At 54.7% G+C, this 15,260-nt stretch carries 10 protein-coding genes; all 10 read left to right on the top strand.

Annotated features, from left to right (window positions below):
- Positions 1 to 74 precede the first annotated feature (74 nt).
- The 10 genes from FH871_RS18150 (at position 75) to FH871_RS18105 (ending at position 15,253) form a co-directional block, all read left to right on the top strand.
- On the top strand, positions 75 to 3,296 hold the full coding sequence (locus FH871_RS18150) for a TonB-dependent receptor (RefSeq protein WP_138992819.1): 3,222 nt from the start codon (positions 75 to 77) through the stop codon (positions 3,294 to 3,296).
- 14 nt (positions 3,297 to 3,310) lie between these two features.
- Entirely contained in the window at positions 3,311 to 4,792 is a 1,482-nt protein-coding gene (locus FH871_RS18145; RefSeq protein WP_138992818.1) for a RagB/SusD family nutrient uptake outer membrane protein, read from the top strand.
- A gap of 95 nt (positions 4,793 to 4,887) precedes the next feature.
- Positions 4,888 to 6,231: a sialidase family protein gene (locus FH871_RS18140; protein WP_171062879.1), complete on the top strand. Its 1,344-nt coding sequence runs from the start codon at positions 4,888 to 4,890 to the stop codon at positions 6,229 to 6,231.
- A gap of 35 nt (positions 6,232 to 6,266) precedes the next feature.
- Positions 6,267 to 7,646 carry a sialidase family protein gene (locus tag FH871_RS18135; protein WP_138992816.1) on the top strand — a complete coding sequence of 460 codons (1,380 nt, stop codon included), beginning with the start codon at positions 6,267 to 6,269 and terminating at the stop codon, positions 7,644 to 7,646.
- A gap of 186 nt (positions 7,647 to 7,832) precedes the next feature.
- Positions 7,833 to 9,629 carry a hypothetical protein gene (locus FH871_RS18130; protein WP_138992815.1) on the top strand — a complete coding sequence of 599 codons (1,797 nt, stop codon included), beginning with the start codon at positions 7,833 to 7,835 and terminating at the stop codon, positions 9,627 to 9,629.
- Positions 9,630 to 9,792: 163 nt separating this feature from the next.
- Positions 9,793 to 10,998: a sialidase family protein gene (locus FH871_RS18125; RefSeq protein WP_212768244.1), complete on the top strand. Its 1,206-nt coding sequence runs from the start codon at positions 9,793 to 9,795 to the stop codon at positions 10,996 to 10,998.
- 39 nt (positions 10,999 to 11,037) lie between these two features.
- Positions 11,038 to 12,297, top strand: a complete 1,260-nt coding sequence (locus tag FH871_RS18120; RefSeq protein ID WP_138992814.1) for an MFS transporter — start codon at positions 11,038 to 11,040, stop codon at positions 12,295 to 12,297.
- Positions 12,298 to 12,310: 13 nt separating this feature from the next.
- Positions 12,311 to 13,345 carry a hypothetical protein gene (locus FH871_RS18115; RefSeq protein WP_138992813.1) on the top strand — a complete coding sequence of 345 codons (1,035 nt, stop codon included), beginning with the start codon at positions 12,311 to 12,313 and terminating at the stop codon, positions 13,343 to 13,345.
- 7 nt (positions 13,346 to 13,352) lie between these two features.
- The gene (locus FH871_RS18110) at positions 13,353 to 14,318 is read left to right on the top strand and encodes a dihydrodipicolinate synthase family protein (RefSeq protein ID WP_138992812.1); all 966 of its coding nucleotides are present in this window, start codon (positions 13,353 to 13,355) and stop codon (positions 14,316 to 14,318) included.
- Positions 14,315 to 15,253, top strand: a complete 939-nt coding sequence (locus FH871_RS18105; protein ID WP_138992811.1) for a hypothetical protein — start codon at positions 14,315 to 14,317, stop codon at positions 15,251 to 15,253. The genes FH871_RS18110 and FH871_RS18105 overlap by 4 nt, the downstream gene beginning before the upstream one ends.
- Positions 15,254 to 15,260 lie beyond the last annotated feature (7 nt).

The raw sequence follows: 15,260 nt of genomic DNA, 5'->3' as shown, positions 1-15,260 counted from the left end.
GTAGCAGGATGCGATAGAACCGAAACTTAATTTTGCTATCGTCAAATTTGGTATGACTTTCTATTTAAGATACTATGGAAAAGAAAACTTTACCTGCTCTTTCTTTCGGAAAGCGCTATTTTTTGTTGGTTACGCTGCTCTTCAGTAGCCTCGCTGTTTTCGCCCAACAAGCGCGCTCGGTTAAAGGCAAAATTACCGATGAACGGAACGAAGGTTTGCCCGGCGTCAGCATCGTTGTGAAAGGAACGACCACGGGAGCGACAACGGACGCCAGCGGTCAGTACACCATCAACGTGCCCAGCGACCAGTCGGTCCTGGTCTTCAGTTTTCTGGGGTATGAGTCGCAGGAAATCACGGTCGGAAACCAGGCCCTGCTGGACATTACCCTGAAAGGCGACAGCAAAACGCTGAACGAAGTGGTGGTGGTGGGTTACGGCACCCAGTCGCGGGAAGTGCTGACGACTTCCGTTTCCAAGCTCGACACCAAAGTGCTGGAGAATACGCCGTATGCCAACGCGGCCTCGGCCCTGCAGGGAAACATCCCGGGTGTTCGGGTGCAGGCCCCCGCCAACGGCGGTCAGCCGGGCGCAGCACCCCGGATTATTGTGCGCGGGGGAACCTCCATCAACAACCCCAACGGCGCGGCTCCGCTCTACATCATCGACGGGATCATTCGGACCAACATGAATGACATCAACCCCGACGACATCGAATCATTGCAAGTCTTAAAAGATGCCGCTTCGACGGCTATTTACGGCGCCAGGGGGTCAAATGGCGTCGTAATCATTACCACCAAAACCGGGAAAAGCGGGAAAACCAAAGTAACCTATTCCTACGACCTGGTTTTCTCCAAACCGGGTAAAATGTATGAAATGGCGAATGCCCGCGACTACATTTACCTGCAACGGCTCGGGGCGGTTCGCTCGGCGAAAAAAGACCCGACCGCTACGCGCCAGTTGACACTGGCGACGGGAGCCGGAACCGGTAACGACCTGACCAACAATACGATTTACACGACCCAGTATCTGTCGGACGCCAACAAGCACAAGCTGAACGAAGGCTGGGAAAGTATGCCGGACCCGCTGGATTCCTCCAAAACCATCATCTTTCAGAATACGGACTTCCAGAAACTGATTTATCAGGACGGCGTTTCGCACAACCATTATGTTGCGCTGACTGGCGGGACCGAAAAGGCGACCTTCAATGCGGGTGTCGGGTATCTGAACAACCAGGGAACGGTTATTACGACCAAATATGACCGCTTGACGTTTAACCTGAACGGTGAACTCAAAGTGCGGGACAACCTGACGTTCTTCGGGCGGACGATGTTTACCCGTTCAAGCAATAACGAGGTCTATAACATTTCGCAAATCTTCTACCGCTCAGCCGCCAACGTGCCGACCTCGAAGCTGTACTACGAAGACGGCACGCTGGCACCGGGTGCCAACCGGGGCAACGGAAATGCCGCGTACTTTCTGAACAAAGACAAACGCGGCAACTCCATCGAAAACATGACGCTGTCGGTCGGTGGTCGGTGGGATATTTTGCCGGGTCTTTCGTTCGAGCCACAGCTTTCGATGTATAAATTAGCCACGGATGGCTATTCGTTCCTGCCTTCGTATTACAACGGAACCACAGCGGTAACGACCCGGGCAGCCTCGGCGAGCTACTCTAAACTAACTCAATATCAGGCAGATGCGGTTTTCTCGTACGATAAAACGTTTGCGTCTTCCCATAATCTGTCGATAAAAGGCGGTTTTTCTTACTTTGGACGGAACAGTTATGCCATGTCGGCCAGCGGCCAAGGGGCGGCTACGGACTTGATTCCAACGCTGAATGCGGCTACCACCCCGGTTTCAGTGGGTGGTTCGGTCAGTGATCAGGTGATTCTGGGTTATTTTGGCCGGGTTAACTACGACTACAAACAGAAATACCTGTTCTCGCTGAATGCCCGCTACGACGGAGCTTCCAACCTGGGGGCCAACCACAAATGGGGCTTTTTCCCGGGCGTATCGGTCGGCTGGAACCTGCACCATGAAGAGTTCTGGAATGCGCTTCCTGCCGATTTGGTTCAGCTAAAACTACGCGGAAGCTATGGGGTCAACGGGAACATCAGCGGTCTTTCCGACTTCCAGTCGCAGGGTGAATACGGTGTAGGAGCGCGCTATCTGGGCGTTTCGGCCGTACAAAATACCGTAATTCCGAACCCGTCGCTGAAATGGGAGCAGTCCAAAACCTTTAACGTGGGGGCCGACCTCGGTTTGTTCAAAAGCCGGGTAAATGTGATTGTCGATGTGTACCGGCGTGTGACCGACAACCTGCTGACCAGCCTGACGCTGCCGCCATCGACCGGTTTCTCCAGTATCTTCACAAACCTGGGCAGCCTCGAAAACAAAGGCGTTGAACTCGAACTTAGCGCGCAGATTCTGCCCCCTTCTTCCCCACTGCAATGGCAGGTTGGCCTGAATGCGGCCAAAACCAGGCACAAAATCCTGACCTTGCCCTACAACGGCACGCTCAATAACCGCATCGGCGGGTACAATGTGTATGACCCCGCCACCGCATCGTATGTCTGGGGAGGTGGTTTGCGCGAAGGAGGACGGATTGGCGACCACTATGCCTGGAACCAGATTGGCGTGTATGCCACAGACGAAGCCGCCAAGTCGGCACCGGTGGATCAGATGATTACCTACGCCGATAAAACCAAATACGGTGGCGATGCCATCTTCCAGGATGTGGATGGCAATAACATCATCGACGAACGGGACCGCGTTTACATGGGCAATCCGTTCCCGGTCTGGACGGGCGGTTTTTCCAGCAGCCTGTCGTACAAGAATTTTAATTTTGTCGTTCGACTGGACTATGCAACCGGCCACACCATTTACAATTACGCCCGGGCGTTCATGGACGGTCAGTGGGCCGGGGTGAGCATGACGAAGGAAATGGTCGAAAAATCCTGGAAAAAACAGGGCGATGTTGCCAGCATGGTACAGTATCAACCGGGTATCGGAAACTACAGCAACTGGCGTGGAACGGCCTGGCATGAATTAACGACCAATTCCACCTATTATGAAAAAGGCGATTACCTGTGTCTGCGGGAAATTACGCTCAGCTACAGTGTACCGTCAGCGGTCTTGCAGAAATTTAAAATCAGCAACCTCCGCTTTAACCTGACCGGCAACAACCTGCATTACTTTACGGCCTACGAAGGACTGAATCCGGAAGATGGCGACCGGGACAACGGACGGTATCCGATTCCGGAAAACATCGCGTTTGGAGCTTCTCTTACCTTCTAATCACTCGCTGAACCATGAAATCACCCTATAAACTTCTTTCGGGATTCGTACTGGGTCTGCTGATCAGTACCACCTCCTGTACGGACCAATTGATGCTCGATCCGACGAGCGTGATCACCAATGCGTCGTTCTGGAAAACGGAAGACGACGCCAAAGGCGGTTTGAACGGGATGTACGTCAAACTGCGGAACGAAGCGCTGCTCAACCTGTATATCTACGGCGAGGGCCGTAGTGAAGTCATGCAGAAGTCGCTGGCCGGCACCTTGGATTATGACCGCTTTTATCTGAACACCCTCAACCAGGCAGGTGCCGGTCCCGACTGGATCGGCTTGTATTCGGCGGTCAATGCCGCCAACCTGATTCTGAAATACGCGCCAACGATTACCTTTAGTTCGGAAAACGTAAAGAACAGCACGTTGGCGCAGGCTTATGCCATGCGGGCGTTTCTCTACTTCGTCATGGTCAGAACCTGGGGCGACTTGCCACTGCGGACCCTGCCCACTGAAGGCTATGACCCGGAAACGACCTTTCTGGAACGATCGCCCGCTGCGGATGTTTTTAAGCTGATCAAGGAAGATATTGAAAAAGCGATCCAACTTTTCCCGGACAACAACTTTACGAACGGCCGGAGCATGTGGTCGAAACCGTCGGTCAACGCCCTGAAAGCCGATGTGTATCTGTGGACGGGCAAACGCGCCAACGGTGGACAGGCTGATTTTACGACGGCCCTGGCGGCCTGCGACGAAGTGGCCAAAGCCGACGTTTCACTGCTGGCCGACTATGCCAGTCTGTTTAAATACACCAACAAAGGCAGCAAGGAAATCCTGATGTCGGTGGGCTTCCGGTATCTGGAAGTCGGGGACAATTACTTCAATAACATCTACATGGCCGTTGGGGCACTACCCGCCAATGCCGAAGCGGCCTCCAAAGCCATCGTCGGGGTGTCGGGTGGCAACAACGTCTGGGAACCCAGTGCGCTCGTCCGGAACCAGTTTTCGGTCGATGATCAACGCCGGGCCGGTACTTTCCACGAGGTCTATACGACCGGTGCCAATGGCGCCCGAAACTATTTCATCTCGGTGCAGACGAAAGGACAGGGAACCGTTGAAGGGGGCGTCCGGTTTTTTGTCGACGACATCATCCTGTACCGCTATGCGGATGTTTTGTTGATGAAAGCTGAAGCCAAAAACGCCTTGGGCCAGGACCCAAGTACGGAAATGAATCTGGTGCGGCAACGGGCTTACGGGGCGAAATTCGATGCCTACAAATTCGTCAACGGAACCAAAGAGGCCAACGATGCGGCCATTCTGAAAGAACGACTGCTGGAACTGATGCTGGAGGGCAAACGCTGGTGGGACCTGGTTCGGTTTGGCAAAGCGTTCGACATCGTTCCGTCGCTACAGGCTCAAAAGGGCAAGGATCATTTGCTGCTGTTCCCGATTTCGAGCAACGTACTGAGTCTGGAACCCAAGATCAAACAGAATCCCGGTTATTAAGTACCCCCCTGGGCAACCAGCGCACGTTTTTCATGTGCGCTGGTTGCCCGTTTTTTTCTGATCGCTCCCCTCCTCTGGCAGAACTCCTAACCCCAATGAATACATCTCCTCTTGTCATTCTGCTTTGTGCCCTTTCGCTGGTTGGCAAAAGCCAACAACCGGGTGTTCCTTCCATGAACTGGGAGGAAAAGAAAAACCAATCCCTTTCCGTCATCACGCCCGGCATTCCGGCCTATGGAAAAACGGAAGTTGCTTATCAACAGAATGGCAAGGAAAAGTATCGGGTAACGCTGGGGCAACCCGTTGTCGTAACGGTGGCCGATAAAGCAGTAGGCTGGGGCTATTTCCAGTTCCCGACGATTTACCGCAGTGTCGACGGATCGCTGGTAGCCTCGTGGGCCATGCACTCCGATCATGCCGAAAGTTACGGCAAGGACAGCAACGGGTACGCTGTTTCGACCGATGGCGGAAAAACCTGGACCCCTCACCCGGGGTCACGACCGCTCGGAGACGGTCTGGTGTTGCCCAATGGCGACCGGATCAAAAACTATACGCCAGCCGCGATCGACACCAGCACCCTGAAACTTCCCAAAAAAGTGGGAACAACGCCGGAAACGTACGGCCGGAGTTTTTCCTATTATAAAGTGGATGAATTACCGGAAAAGCTACAGGGCGTTTACATCAACCGCCTGAAAAAAGGCCAAAAAGAGTGGACGCTGGAACACAACCAACTCATTGATCCAACGGCGGTTCGCTACACGGACGACAAACTTTTTCCGCTGGTGTGGTGGGGCGACATGCGCGTGGAATCCACGAAGGAAATCATGACCGGCACCTACCCCGGTTTTTCGCTTCAAAACGGAAAAGTGGCGGCATCCGGCGTGCATTTTTACCGATCGGCCGACCAGGGCAAGACGTGGAAAATCGTCGGACGGATTCCCTATGCGCCGGATTTGACCCATGACCCCAACGGCAACAAACGACTTGCCCTGGGTTTTACGGAGCCCGCTTTCGAAATTCTGAAAGACGGTTCTTACCTGTGTGTCCTGCGAACCACCGATGGGCTGGGCAACAGCCCGATGTACGTCAGCCGGTCGACCGATAAAGGCGCAACCTGGAGTCACCCGAAGGCGTTCACGAGTTCGGGGGTGTTGCCCAAATTGCTCCAGTTAAGCAATGGCGTCACGGCTTTGGCCTCAGGTCGCCCCGGTATGCAGCTCCGTTTTTCAACGACGTCGAACGGTCTGCAATGGACCGATGCCTTTGAAATGCTGCCGTTCGGTGACCCCAAAGACGCGGTTTCGTGTGGGTATCCGGAACTGTTGGCAACGGGACCGGACAAATTTTTACTGATTTACTCGGATTTCAAATACAAAAACGAAAAAGGCGAAATCCGTAAAGCCATCAAGGTCCGGGAGATCACGGTTTCTCCGCGCTGACCAACCCTTTTCTTTGCTCAACACCCTCACTTTCAATGACAAAATCTTACCTTCTTCTTTTCGGGCTTATTCTGGGTGGCTGCAAAACCGCCCAGAAAACAGCGGCTCCCAGCCTGGAATGGACCGAACGAAATGAGCCCCTTTCCGTTATCATGCACGGGATTCCGGCGTATGGCAAAACCGATGTTCTGTATAAACAGAATGGCCAGGAAAAATACCGGGTAACGCTGGGTGAACCGGCGGTGGTGAGTGTTGCCGACAAAGTGGAAGAATGGGGCTTTTTTCAGTTTCCAACCATCGCCGGCACCGCCGATGGCGCCATTCTGGCCAAATGGCACATGGCCAAAGACGCCATGGAATCCTACGGAAACACCTTGTCGCCTTCGTCCATTTCCACCGATGGCGGGAAAACCTGGAAACAAAATCCAAAAAGCTGGGAAGAAACCGGCGCGGATGAAGGGTTGCTGCTGCCCAATGGCGATCGTATCAAAATTCTGACCCCGACGCCCCTCAAAGAATCCGAGCTGGCGATGCCCCAATCGCTCGGTTCGATGACCCGCAGAAAATACGAACACAAGTTTTTTAAGTTGTCTGAAATGCCGGCGAGTCGGCAGGGGGTTTTTCTGGCCCGCCGGAAGAAAGGCGAAACCGCCTGGCAGGAAGAACATGCCGCCCTCGATGATCCGCAGGCCCTGCGCTACAGCCTGCGCGGCATGGTGCCGGTGGTGTGGTGGGGCGACATGAAAGTAGCCGCCGATGGCGCGGTCGTGGCCTGTATTTATCCGGGATTCCACATTCGGGAAGACGGAAGCGTGGACATCAAAGGCGGGGTTTTCTTCTACCGTTCCACCGATTCGGGAAAATCCTGGAAAATTCTGAGCCGCATTCCGTACCAGCCCGACACCAAAATCGACACCAACGGCGTAAACAAGTACTGGTTTACCGAACCAGCCTTTGAAATTCTGGCCGACGGTACCTACCTCAGCGTCATTCGTTCACACGACATTTACAGCGGTCCCATGTACGCCAGCCGTTCCACCGATCAGGGCAAAACCTGGACCAAACCCAAAGTCATTACACCGAACGGCGTGTTGCCCCGCTTGCTGCAACTGGAAAACGGCGTCACGGTGGTTTCGGCGGGTCGCCCGGGCGTTCAACTCCGGTTTTCGAACGACGGCAAAGGCGAGAAATGGACCAATGGCTTCGAAATGATGTCCTTTGGCCAGCCTGATTCGCAACCTTATCTGGAAAATGACCGGGGCAAAACCGAGCCGGTTTCCTGCGGTTATACCGGTTTACTGGCGACTGGGCCGGACAAATTCCTGGTGATTTATTCCGACTTTATGCACAAAAATGCGCAGGGACAAACCCGCAAGGCCATCAAAGTCCGGGAGGTTACGGTTTCTCCGCTTTGAAAAGATAACTTTCTTCGGGGGTAGTGGCTAGTCGCGTAGCGATCAAACCTGTTCGGGCGGGGATGTTCGGGCGCTATGCGACCAGGATTCATTCCCGGCAAGGATTCTCCTACACACATTTCGTCGCTACGCGACAGGGATTTAAGAATGAAATAAAACGGTTTGCATTACTCAACTTCATACATCATGACCCACCGTAACTGGCTTTATCTCGCACTTTGTCTTGGCTGTACGGTTTCTGCCGGAGCAGCGGATTGGAAGCCGAATCGGGCGCACGAAAACCTGGTAGTCGCTGATTCGAATCAGACGGTGAAAGCGAAAAAGAAGCCGAAGAAAGAAGCCGTCCCTTTTTTATACAGCCCGCAGGCGGCTCCAACCCCAACGTTGCTGTTTGATTATTACCACCGCAAAGGGCCCAGCACCAAAGTCGGCAACTACATGGTAACCGGTTCCTGGACCACGATTAACGGTCGCTACGGCTGGGATGATTTTGTGCACACCAACACGTTCGACCCGGTTTTTGTAGCCCTGGAAAAAGAATTTGCCATTTCGATGGCGCAGGAACCGTACTCCGAAACCCTGCTGGCGACGAAAGACGCCGTTGTCATTGTCAATCCCGACAATCCGAAACTGGACCCCACGGCCAACCTCATCACCGATGCCGAGATTGCGATGCTCCGGCGGTATGTCGAGAAAGGCGGCAGTTTGATGGTCATGATCAACAGCGGGGGCGACGACCGGGCTGCCGAAGATTTTGAAGGCGTCCAGTTGCGCAAACTGGTGCGCAGTTTTGGCCTCGACTGGAACAGCGACGACACGCATTATTCCGACGTGACCATCGGCGAAAACCATCCGTATTTCTACGACGTCCCCATTTTTCACTACGGTTCGGGCTGTACACTTAAGATTCTGCCGGAAGCCAAAAATCCGACGGTTCTGATGCAGGTCGCGTCCGACGCGGGCTACCCCGACCGCAACGTCAAAGGCCCCGGCATCGTGATGACGCGACCGGGAAAAGGGAAATTCATTCTGGTGGGCGACAATGGTTCGTGGACCGGCAACATGTCGCGCCCCTGGGCCGAAAACGAACGGATTCTGAAGCAGTTGTTCCGGTATTTAAAACCTGATCAGGGCGTTAAAGCCCCCCAGTTACCAGCGGATAAGACCTTTACCTACGAAGTGACCGTGGCCGAATTGCAGGGCATTCCGGTGACGAACACGCTGACGAAAGTCGAACATCCCCACTTCAAGATGTTCTCGCCCCGACCGGCCACCAACATGCCATACCTGGAAGCGACGGCCAGCCTGACGCTGAAAGTGGGGAAACACAGCGCCGAAGAAGCCGCTCCGCTGACCGCCGAGGTGACCGGCTTTCGGTGGTTCGAGGAAGGTCCTCAGGAAAAACAGCAGATCAACTTCGTGGCCAGTCGGCAGGGGAAGGTGAGTCAGATTGAGGCAAAGGGCCACGCGGCTCAGTGGCTAGCTCCGGACATTCCGGTGTTGGTGCCGCTGCTGCCGGTGGATGGCATCCGCCCGGGCGATCACTGGGAAAGCCTTGAAAGCGTGCGGATTCCGATGCTGAACGGCACGGATTTACCGCCGGTTAAACCGACTACCATGAGCATGACTTACATCAACGACACCGAGTTGGCAGGCCGGGCGTGTCGATTGATCCGGGCCACGGGCGAAGTCTGGCTCAGTGACCTGGGCGTCCGGGTGGAAGATTTGTTGCCCGACGAAGAAGCCCGACAGGTGGGCGGTTCCCGCTACCGGTTTTTCAACGAGCACGGTGGGAAGATTCTGTACAAACGCGAGCAGTGGGTGGACCGGGAAACCGGGACGGTGATCAAGGGCCGGGTTCAAACACGGATTGTGGCCTGGATTCAGGACAAAACCGTCCCCGTCGGCAGCAGCAACGCCGTCAAGGACCAGCAGATGATCGTGTCGATGGCGCACAGCACCACGTTTAATTTGAAGGAATGATACCAGGCTGGCCTATTAAACTTATACAATCATTCAAAATCCGTTCGGCTATGTGTTTATATCTTTCCAAACTCCGAAGAAAAGTATTATAAATCGAAAGAAAAGTAGAAGCGTAACCAATCACCAAAATGTATTTTTGTATGTGCTTCCTAAACCCGTTCCCATGCTCCCACGAATAAATAGTATTGCGTTGTTCCTTCTGCTTTCCGGCGCGGTTTCAGTTGGAACCATGTCGTTTGTTTCGGAAAACGTCCCTGTCCCTCAAACCACAGCGGTTCCGCCCGCCCGGAAAGTGAAGGATTTCGTTATTTACAAGGACGAGCGGTTTTATGCTTCGTTTCCGTCGATTGTCAAAAAACCAAACGGCGAATTGCTGCTGGCTTTTCGGCGGGCTCCGGACCGGAAAGGTTTTGGCGAAAAGGGCACGACGCACGTCGACCCCAACAGCTACCTGGTGGCACTGCGGTCGAAAGACGGCGAAACCTGGACGAAAGAACCGGAACTGATTTATTCCCACACCTTCGGCGGCTCGCAGGACCCTTGTCTGCTCCAGCTGAAAAACGGGGATATCCTGTGCGCCAGTTACGGCTGGGCGTTCCTCCGTCCCGACGGCATGGCCAATCTGAAAAAACCGTATTTTGAAGCGGGTGGGGCCATTTTCCTGGGCGGTTATCTGGTTCGTTCGACGGACGGCGGAAAGAACTGGCAAGGACCGATTTATCCCCCGCACATTAAGCCCGAAATCAACTTTAGTCCGCTTGGTGGCGTACCCATTCCAGCCTACAACCGGGGGGCGTTGTATGAAGGCAAAAGCGGTCGCATCTATTGGGTGGTGGCCTCCAGCGATTCCCAGTCGCCGAAGAAAACGTCGAACCACCTGATCGTTTCGGACGACAAAGGACTGACCTGGAAATACGAAAGTGTCGTAGCCATCGACGATAAAATAGCGTTCAACGAAGCCTCCGCCTACGAAACGCCCAAAGGCGACATCATCGGTTTTTTGCGCACCGCGAATATGGACGATCAGGCGTGTATTGCCCGCTCAACCGACGGCGGAAAGAGTTTTAAATGGGAATCGATGGGCTTTCAGGGCCATCCGATGCAGGCCACGCGACTGGCCGACAACCGGGTGTTGCTGGTCTACGGCTACCGGCACCAACCCTTCGGCATCCGGGCGCGCATCCTGAACGCCGAATGCACCGATTTTAAAACCGCGCCCGAAATCGTTTTGCGGGAAGATGGCGGCAACGGCGACATTGGCTATCCGTGGTCGGTGCAGCTCGACAAGAAACGCGTGCTGGTGGTGTATTACTACAACCTGGAGAACAGTACCCGTCACATTGCCGGCTCGATCCTGGAGCTTCAGTAAACAGACTATTCCTGCGGGCATTAACCTCCGAAACGTTATATGAAAACCGATACGCTCGCGACTCCCCCGAAAGTTTCCGCCCTGCCCAAAGGGGCCTGGCTGGCCGTAGCACTTCTCTGCGTGGTCGGCTGTCTGAATTACCTCGATCGCACCATGATCACCACCATGCGCGAATCGATCAAGACGGCCATTCCGATGACCGACGCCCAATTTGGACTACTGACGGCGGTTTTTCTATGGATTTATGGCCTTATGAGCCCTTTTGCCGGTTTTCTGGCCGATCGTTACAACCGCAGCCGGGTCATCATCGGCAGCCTCTTCGTCTGGTCGCTGGTTACGTGGCTAACTTCCCAGGCTACTACTTTCAACGAATTGCTGGCGACCCGGGCGCTGATGGGCATTAGTGAAGCCTGCTACATTCCGGCCGCCATGGCCCTCATCGTCGATTACCACCGGGGCTCCACGCGCTCGCTGGCGACGGGTATTCACATTGCCGGGGTTATGGTGGGGCAAAGCCTCGGTTTTGTCGGCGGCATGATTGCCGAAAGCCACGACTGGAGTGTCGCTTTCAGTGTTTTCGGGCTGGTTGGTGTGGTGTACTCGGTCATTCTGCTTTTCTTTCTGCGGGATGCGCCAAACCCGGTGGAAACGCCAAAAACCGCTACACAGTCGGTAATTCCCGTCCGATTCGGCGATGCAGTTCTTCATTTATTCAGCAACCCTTCGTACCTGATGCTGCTGATTTTCTGGGGCTTGCTGGGTGTGCTCGGCTGGCTAATTGTAGGCTGGTTACCAACCTTTTATCAGGAGCAATTTAATCTTTCACAGTCGCAGGCCGGTTTATACGCGACCGGTTATTTTCACACGGCCGCCCTCGTCGGCGTTCTGACCGGTGGCGCTCTGGCCGACCGGGTGAGCCTGAAAAACCCGCGTGGACGGATTCTGGTGCCAGCCATCGGGCTCTGTATTGCCGCTCCGGCCATTTTTCTGGCGAGTACGACGGATATTCTGCCGGTAGCCATCGTCGGATTTGTGTTTTACGCCTTCACACGCGTGTTCAGCGACGCCAATATGATGCCCATTTTGTGCCTGGTTTCTGACCCCCGCTACCGGGCTACCGGCTACGGGATTCTGAATTTGTTCAGTTGTATCATCGGCGGACTTGGCCTCTATGCGGGTGGTGTTTTGCGCGATGCACAGGTCAGTTTCAGCCAGATATTCCAGGTTGCTACCGGACTGCTGGTCATCTGTGCGGTTATTTTATTTCTGCTTAAACCCAAACTAAATCCCGAACAGTGACGCAATCGATACGATGAAAAAACTACTGCTATTCCTAAGCCTGATTTCTTGCTGTTCATGGTCGGCGCGCGCGCAGGACGGGACGTTCCCGGACTACGTGCGTGTCGCCAAAATCTGGGACCAGCCGCCCCACAGCGCGTTTACGGACCTGGTTTTGTTCAACAATGAATTCTACTGCACGTTCCGCGAAGGTTTTTCGCACGTCGATACGACCAACAGCGGGAAAGTGCGGATTTTGAAGTCAAAAGACGGCAAAGACTGGAAAAGCGTCACCCTGCTGGCCATTCCTTCCCTCGACCTGCGCGACCCCAAACTGACCATTACGCCGGACAAAAAGCTGATGGTGACGATGGCCGGGGCGGTTTTCGGACCAACGGGCGGCAAAGTGAAAGTGCAGCGGATTGCGCCGATGGTTTCGTTTTCCGACAAAAAAGGGGCGAACTTTTCAGTGCCACAAAAATCTACCCTGGACCCGGCCATTTCACCTTCTAAAGACTGGATCTGGCGCACGACCTGGCACAACGGCACCGGCTACGCCATCGACTATCAGATTGTAACCGATGACAAATGGGTGGTTTACCTGCTGAAAACCAAAGACGGCATTCAATACGAAAAAGTCTCGGATCTCGACGTAACCGGTCGGCCCAACGAATCGACCATCCGGTTCGACAAAACCGGCAACATGGTTGTGCTGATTCGCCGGGAAGCCGAGGATCAGATGGGCCTCGTGGCGGAAAGCCCGGCCCCCTACACCAACTGGACGTACCACAAAATGGCCATTCGGCTGGGTGGACCGAACTTTCTGTTTTTGAATGATCAGAAACTGGTGATCGGTTCCCGAAATTATGCCTCCCCCAACAAAATGGCGCTGTACCTGACCGATCGGCAGGGAAACATCACCAAAACGATACCGTTCCCGAGCAGTGGCGACGCGAGCTACCCCGGCATGGTCATTCACCGGAATACACTCTGGGTTTCGTATTATTCGACCCACGACGGAAAATCCGCCATTTATCTGGCGCAGGTGCCGCTCGATAAACTTAACTAGTTGCCCGATGCCTGTTGATACGCCTTCCGCAACCCGCCCGCTTGAAGCCGCCGACATTCGCGGCACCTGGGCCACGCTGATGCTCCCCATCAACGCGGATGATTCCATCGACTTTAAACGGTTGGAAAAGGAAATCGATCGAGTCATCGGGTTCGGCGTCAATGGGTTGTATTCCAACGGTACGGCGGGCGAATTTTACAACCAGACCGAGACCGAATTCCGGCGTATCCACCGTTTGCTCGCCCAACGCTGCCGCGAAGCCGGGCTTCCGTTTCAGATTGGCGTGAGCCACATGAGTCCCTGGATTTCCCTGAACCGCCTGAAATGGGCGATCCGGCAGGAACCGGGGGCCGTTCAGCTCATTCTGCCCGACTGGTTTCCACCTACCGAAGCCGAAATTATGGCGTTTCTGAAGAAAATGGCCGCCGTTTCGACAGATGTACGGATCGTGTTATACAACCCGCCCCACGCCAAAGTGCGGTTGACGCCCATTCAATTCGGTCGGCTGAAAGACGCGGTGCCGCAGTTGATCGGCGTTAAAGTGGCCGGTGGGGATGCCGTTTGGTACGAGCAGATGCGCGAATACATGGCCGGGTTATCAGTCTTTGTTCCGGGTCACCGGCTGGCGACCGGTTTTCGGGAAGGCGCCCACGGTTCGTATTCGAACGTCGCCTGCCTGCATCCGCAACTGGCGCTGGACTGGTACCACCTGATGCAAACCGATCTGCCCCAGGCACTGGAATGGGAGCAGCGCATTCAGCAATTCATGACGGAATACATCGTTCCGTACATCCTCGACCAGAAGTATGCTGACCCGGCCTGTGATAAATTTTTGGCCGCAGTGGGCGGCTGGTCGTCGGGCGATTGCCGGATGCGCTGGCCGTATCGCTCCATTCCAGCGTCCGGTGTGGCGGAAGCCCGAGCCGGAGCACGGGCATTGATTCCGTCTTTTTCAACCCTTGTTCCCGAATGAAACAAATCCAAACCCTGCTATTTTTTTTTCTGTTTATGATTGACTTTGCCTCTACGCCGGTTTCTGCCCAATCCACTTCCGATGCCTTACGAAACCAGTGTCTTCAGGAACTGCGGACGGTTTTGAAGACCGAACAGGAATGGATCAAAGTGCACGCGGCCGAGTATTTGCTCTGGATCGGCGAACCGGCTGGCGTTCAGGACGTGTACCTGGAGGAACTGCGGCAGTTCGAAAAAAAATCACCGTATCGCATCGGCATCTGGCGGGTGCTGGCGCAGGCTGCCAGCACCCCGGCAGAAAAGAAAAAGTGGACGGATCAGATTGCCGCAGCGTTTGCCGACCCCAACGGCCCCGACCGCATCCATGCCGCCGAAACCCTGGCCAAACTCGGTATCTCACCCACCACGGTCGATGCTGAAGCCGCCCAAAAAGCGATTGCCGGAGAAAACCGGGCGTTGTCGCTCTACACTTTGTGGGGAGCAACCTTGTCGGATGCGAAATCGGCTCCGGCCAACCGGCAGAAATTTCTCAATCTGGCCCTCGCCCGCTCGGAAGAAACCGCCCCCCGAAAACTGGGTGCCTTTATCATCCGTCGTCTGGGAGGACTCACCACCGCCGAATGGAACCGTCTGGCCGAAGCCGCTTTGTCGGAGCCGGTTTCGTCGGGACTTCAGTTGAATCTGGTACATGCCGCGATGGCGACGGCTTCGCCGAAGGCCCGGCAGTCGGAGCCGTACCGGCTGCTCCGGATCAAAATGTTGGCCGCGAAGGCGTCCCCAGCCCTCGGTGATCAACTGGAACTGGCAACCGCACTGTCCGAAAAAGGCATTGCGGCCGACCTGCCGGTTTTGGTTCCGATGCTGAAACACGAAAATGCCGATGTACGCGCCGGGGCCGCATATGCTATTTTGAAAATTACCGCGAAAAAAGAATAAAACGCAT

This window comes from Larkinella sp. C7 (genome assembly GCF_006149005.1).
Taxonomy (GTDB): Bacteria; Bacteroidota; Bacteroidia; order Cytophagales; family Spirosomataceae; genus Larkinella.
Note: the sequence above shows the minus strand (reverse complement) of the source record. Positions and strands in the feature narration are given on the sequence as shown.

Coding starts and splice junctions, on each gene's coding strand:
- FH871_RS18150 (WP_138992819.1), top strand. CDS start 75: ATGGAAAAGAAAACTTTACCTGCTCTTTCTTTCGGAAAGCGCTATTTT.
- FH871_RS18145 (WP_138992818.1), top strand. CDS start 3,311: ATGAAATCACCCTATAAACTTCTTTCGGGATTCGTACTGGGTCTGCTG.
- FH871_RS18140 (WP_171062879.1), top strand. CDS start 4,888: ATGAATACATCTCCTCTTGTCATTCTGCTTTGTGCCCTTTCGCTGGTT.
- FH871_RS18135 (WP_138992816.1), top strand. CDS start 6,267: ATGACAAAATCTTACCTTCTTCTTTTCGGGCTTATTCTGGGTGGCTGC.
- FH871_RS18130 (WP_138992815.1), top strand. CDS start 7,833: ATGACCCACCGTAACTGGCTTTATCTCGCACTTTGTCTTGGCTGTACG.
- FH871_RS18125 (WP_212768244.1), top strand. CDS start 9,793: ATGCTCCCACGAATAAATAGTATTGCGTTGTTCCTTCTGCTTTCCGGC.
- FH871_RS18120 (WP_138992814.1), top strand. CDS start 11,038: ATGAAAACCGATACGCTCGCGACTCCCCCGAAAGTTTCCGCCCTGCCC.
- FH871_RS18115 (WP_138992813.1), top strand. CDS start 12,311: ATGAAAAAACTACTGCTATTCCTAAGCCTGATTTCTTGCTGTTCATGG.
- FH871_RS18110 (WP_138992812.1), top strand. CDS start 13,353: ATGCCTGTTGATACGCCTTCCGCAACCCGCCCGCTTGAAGCCGCCGAC.
- FH871_RS18105 (WP_138992811.1), top strand. CDS start 14,315: ATGAAACAAATCCAAACCCTGCTATTTTTTTTTCTGTTTATGATTGAC.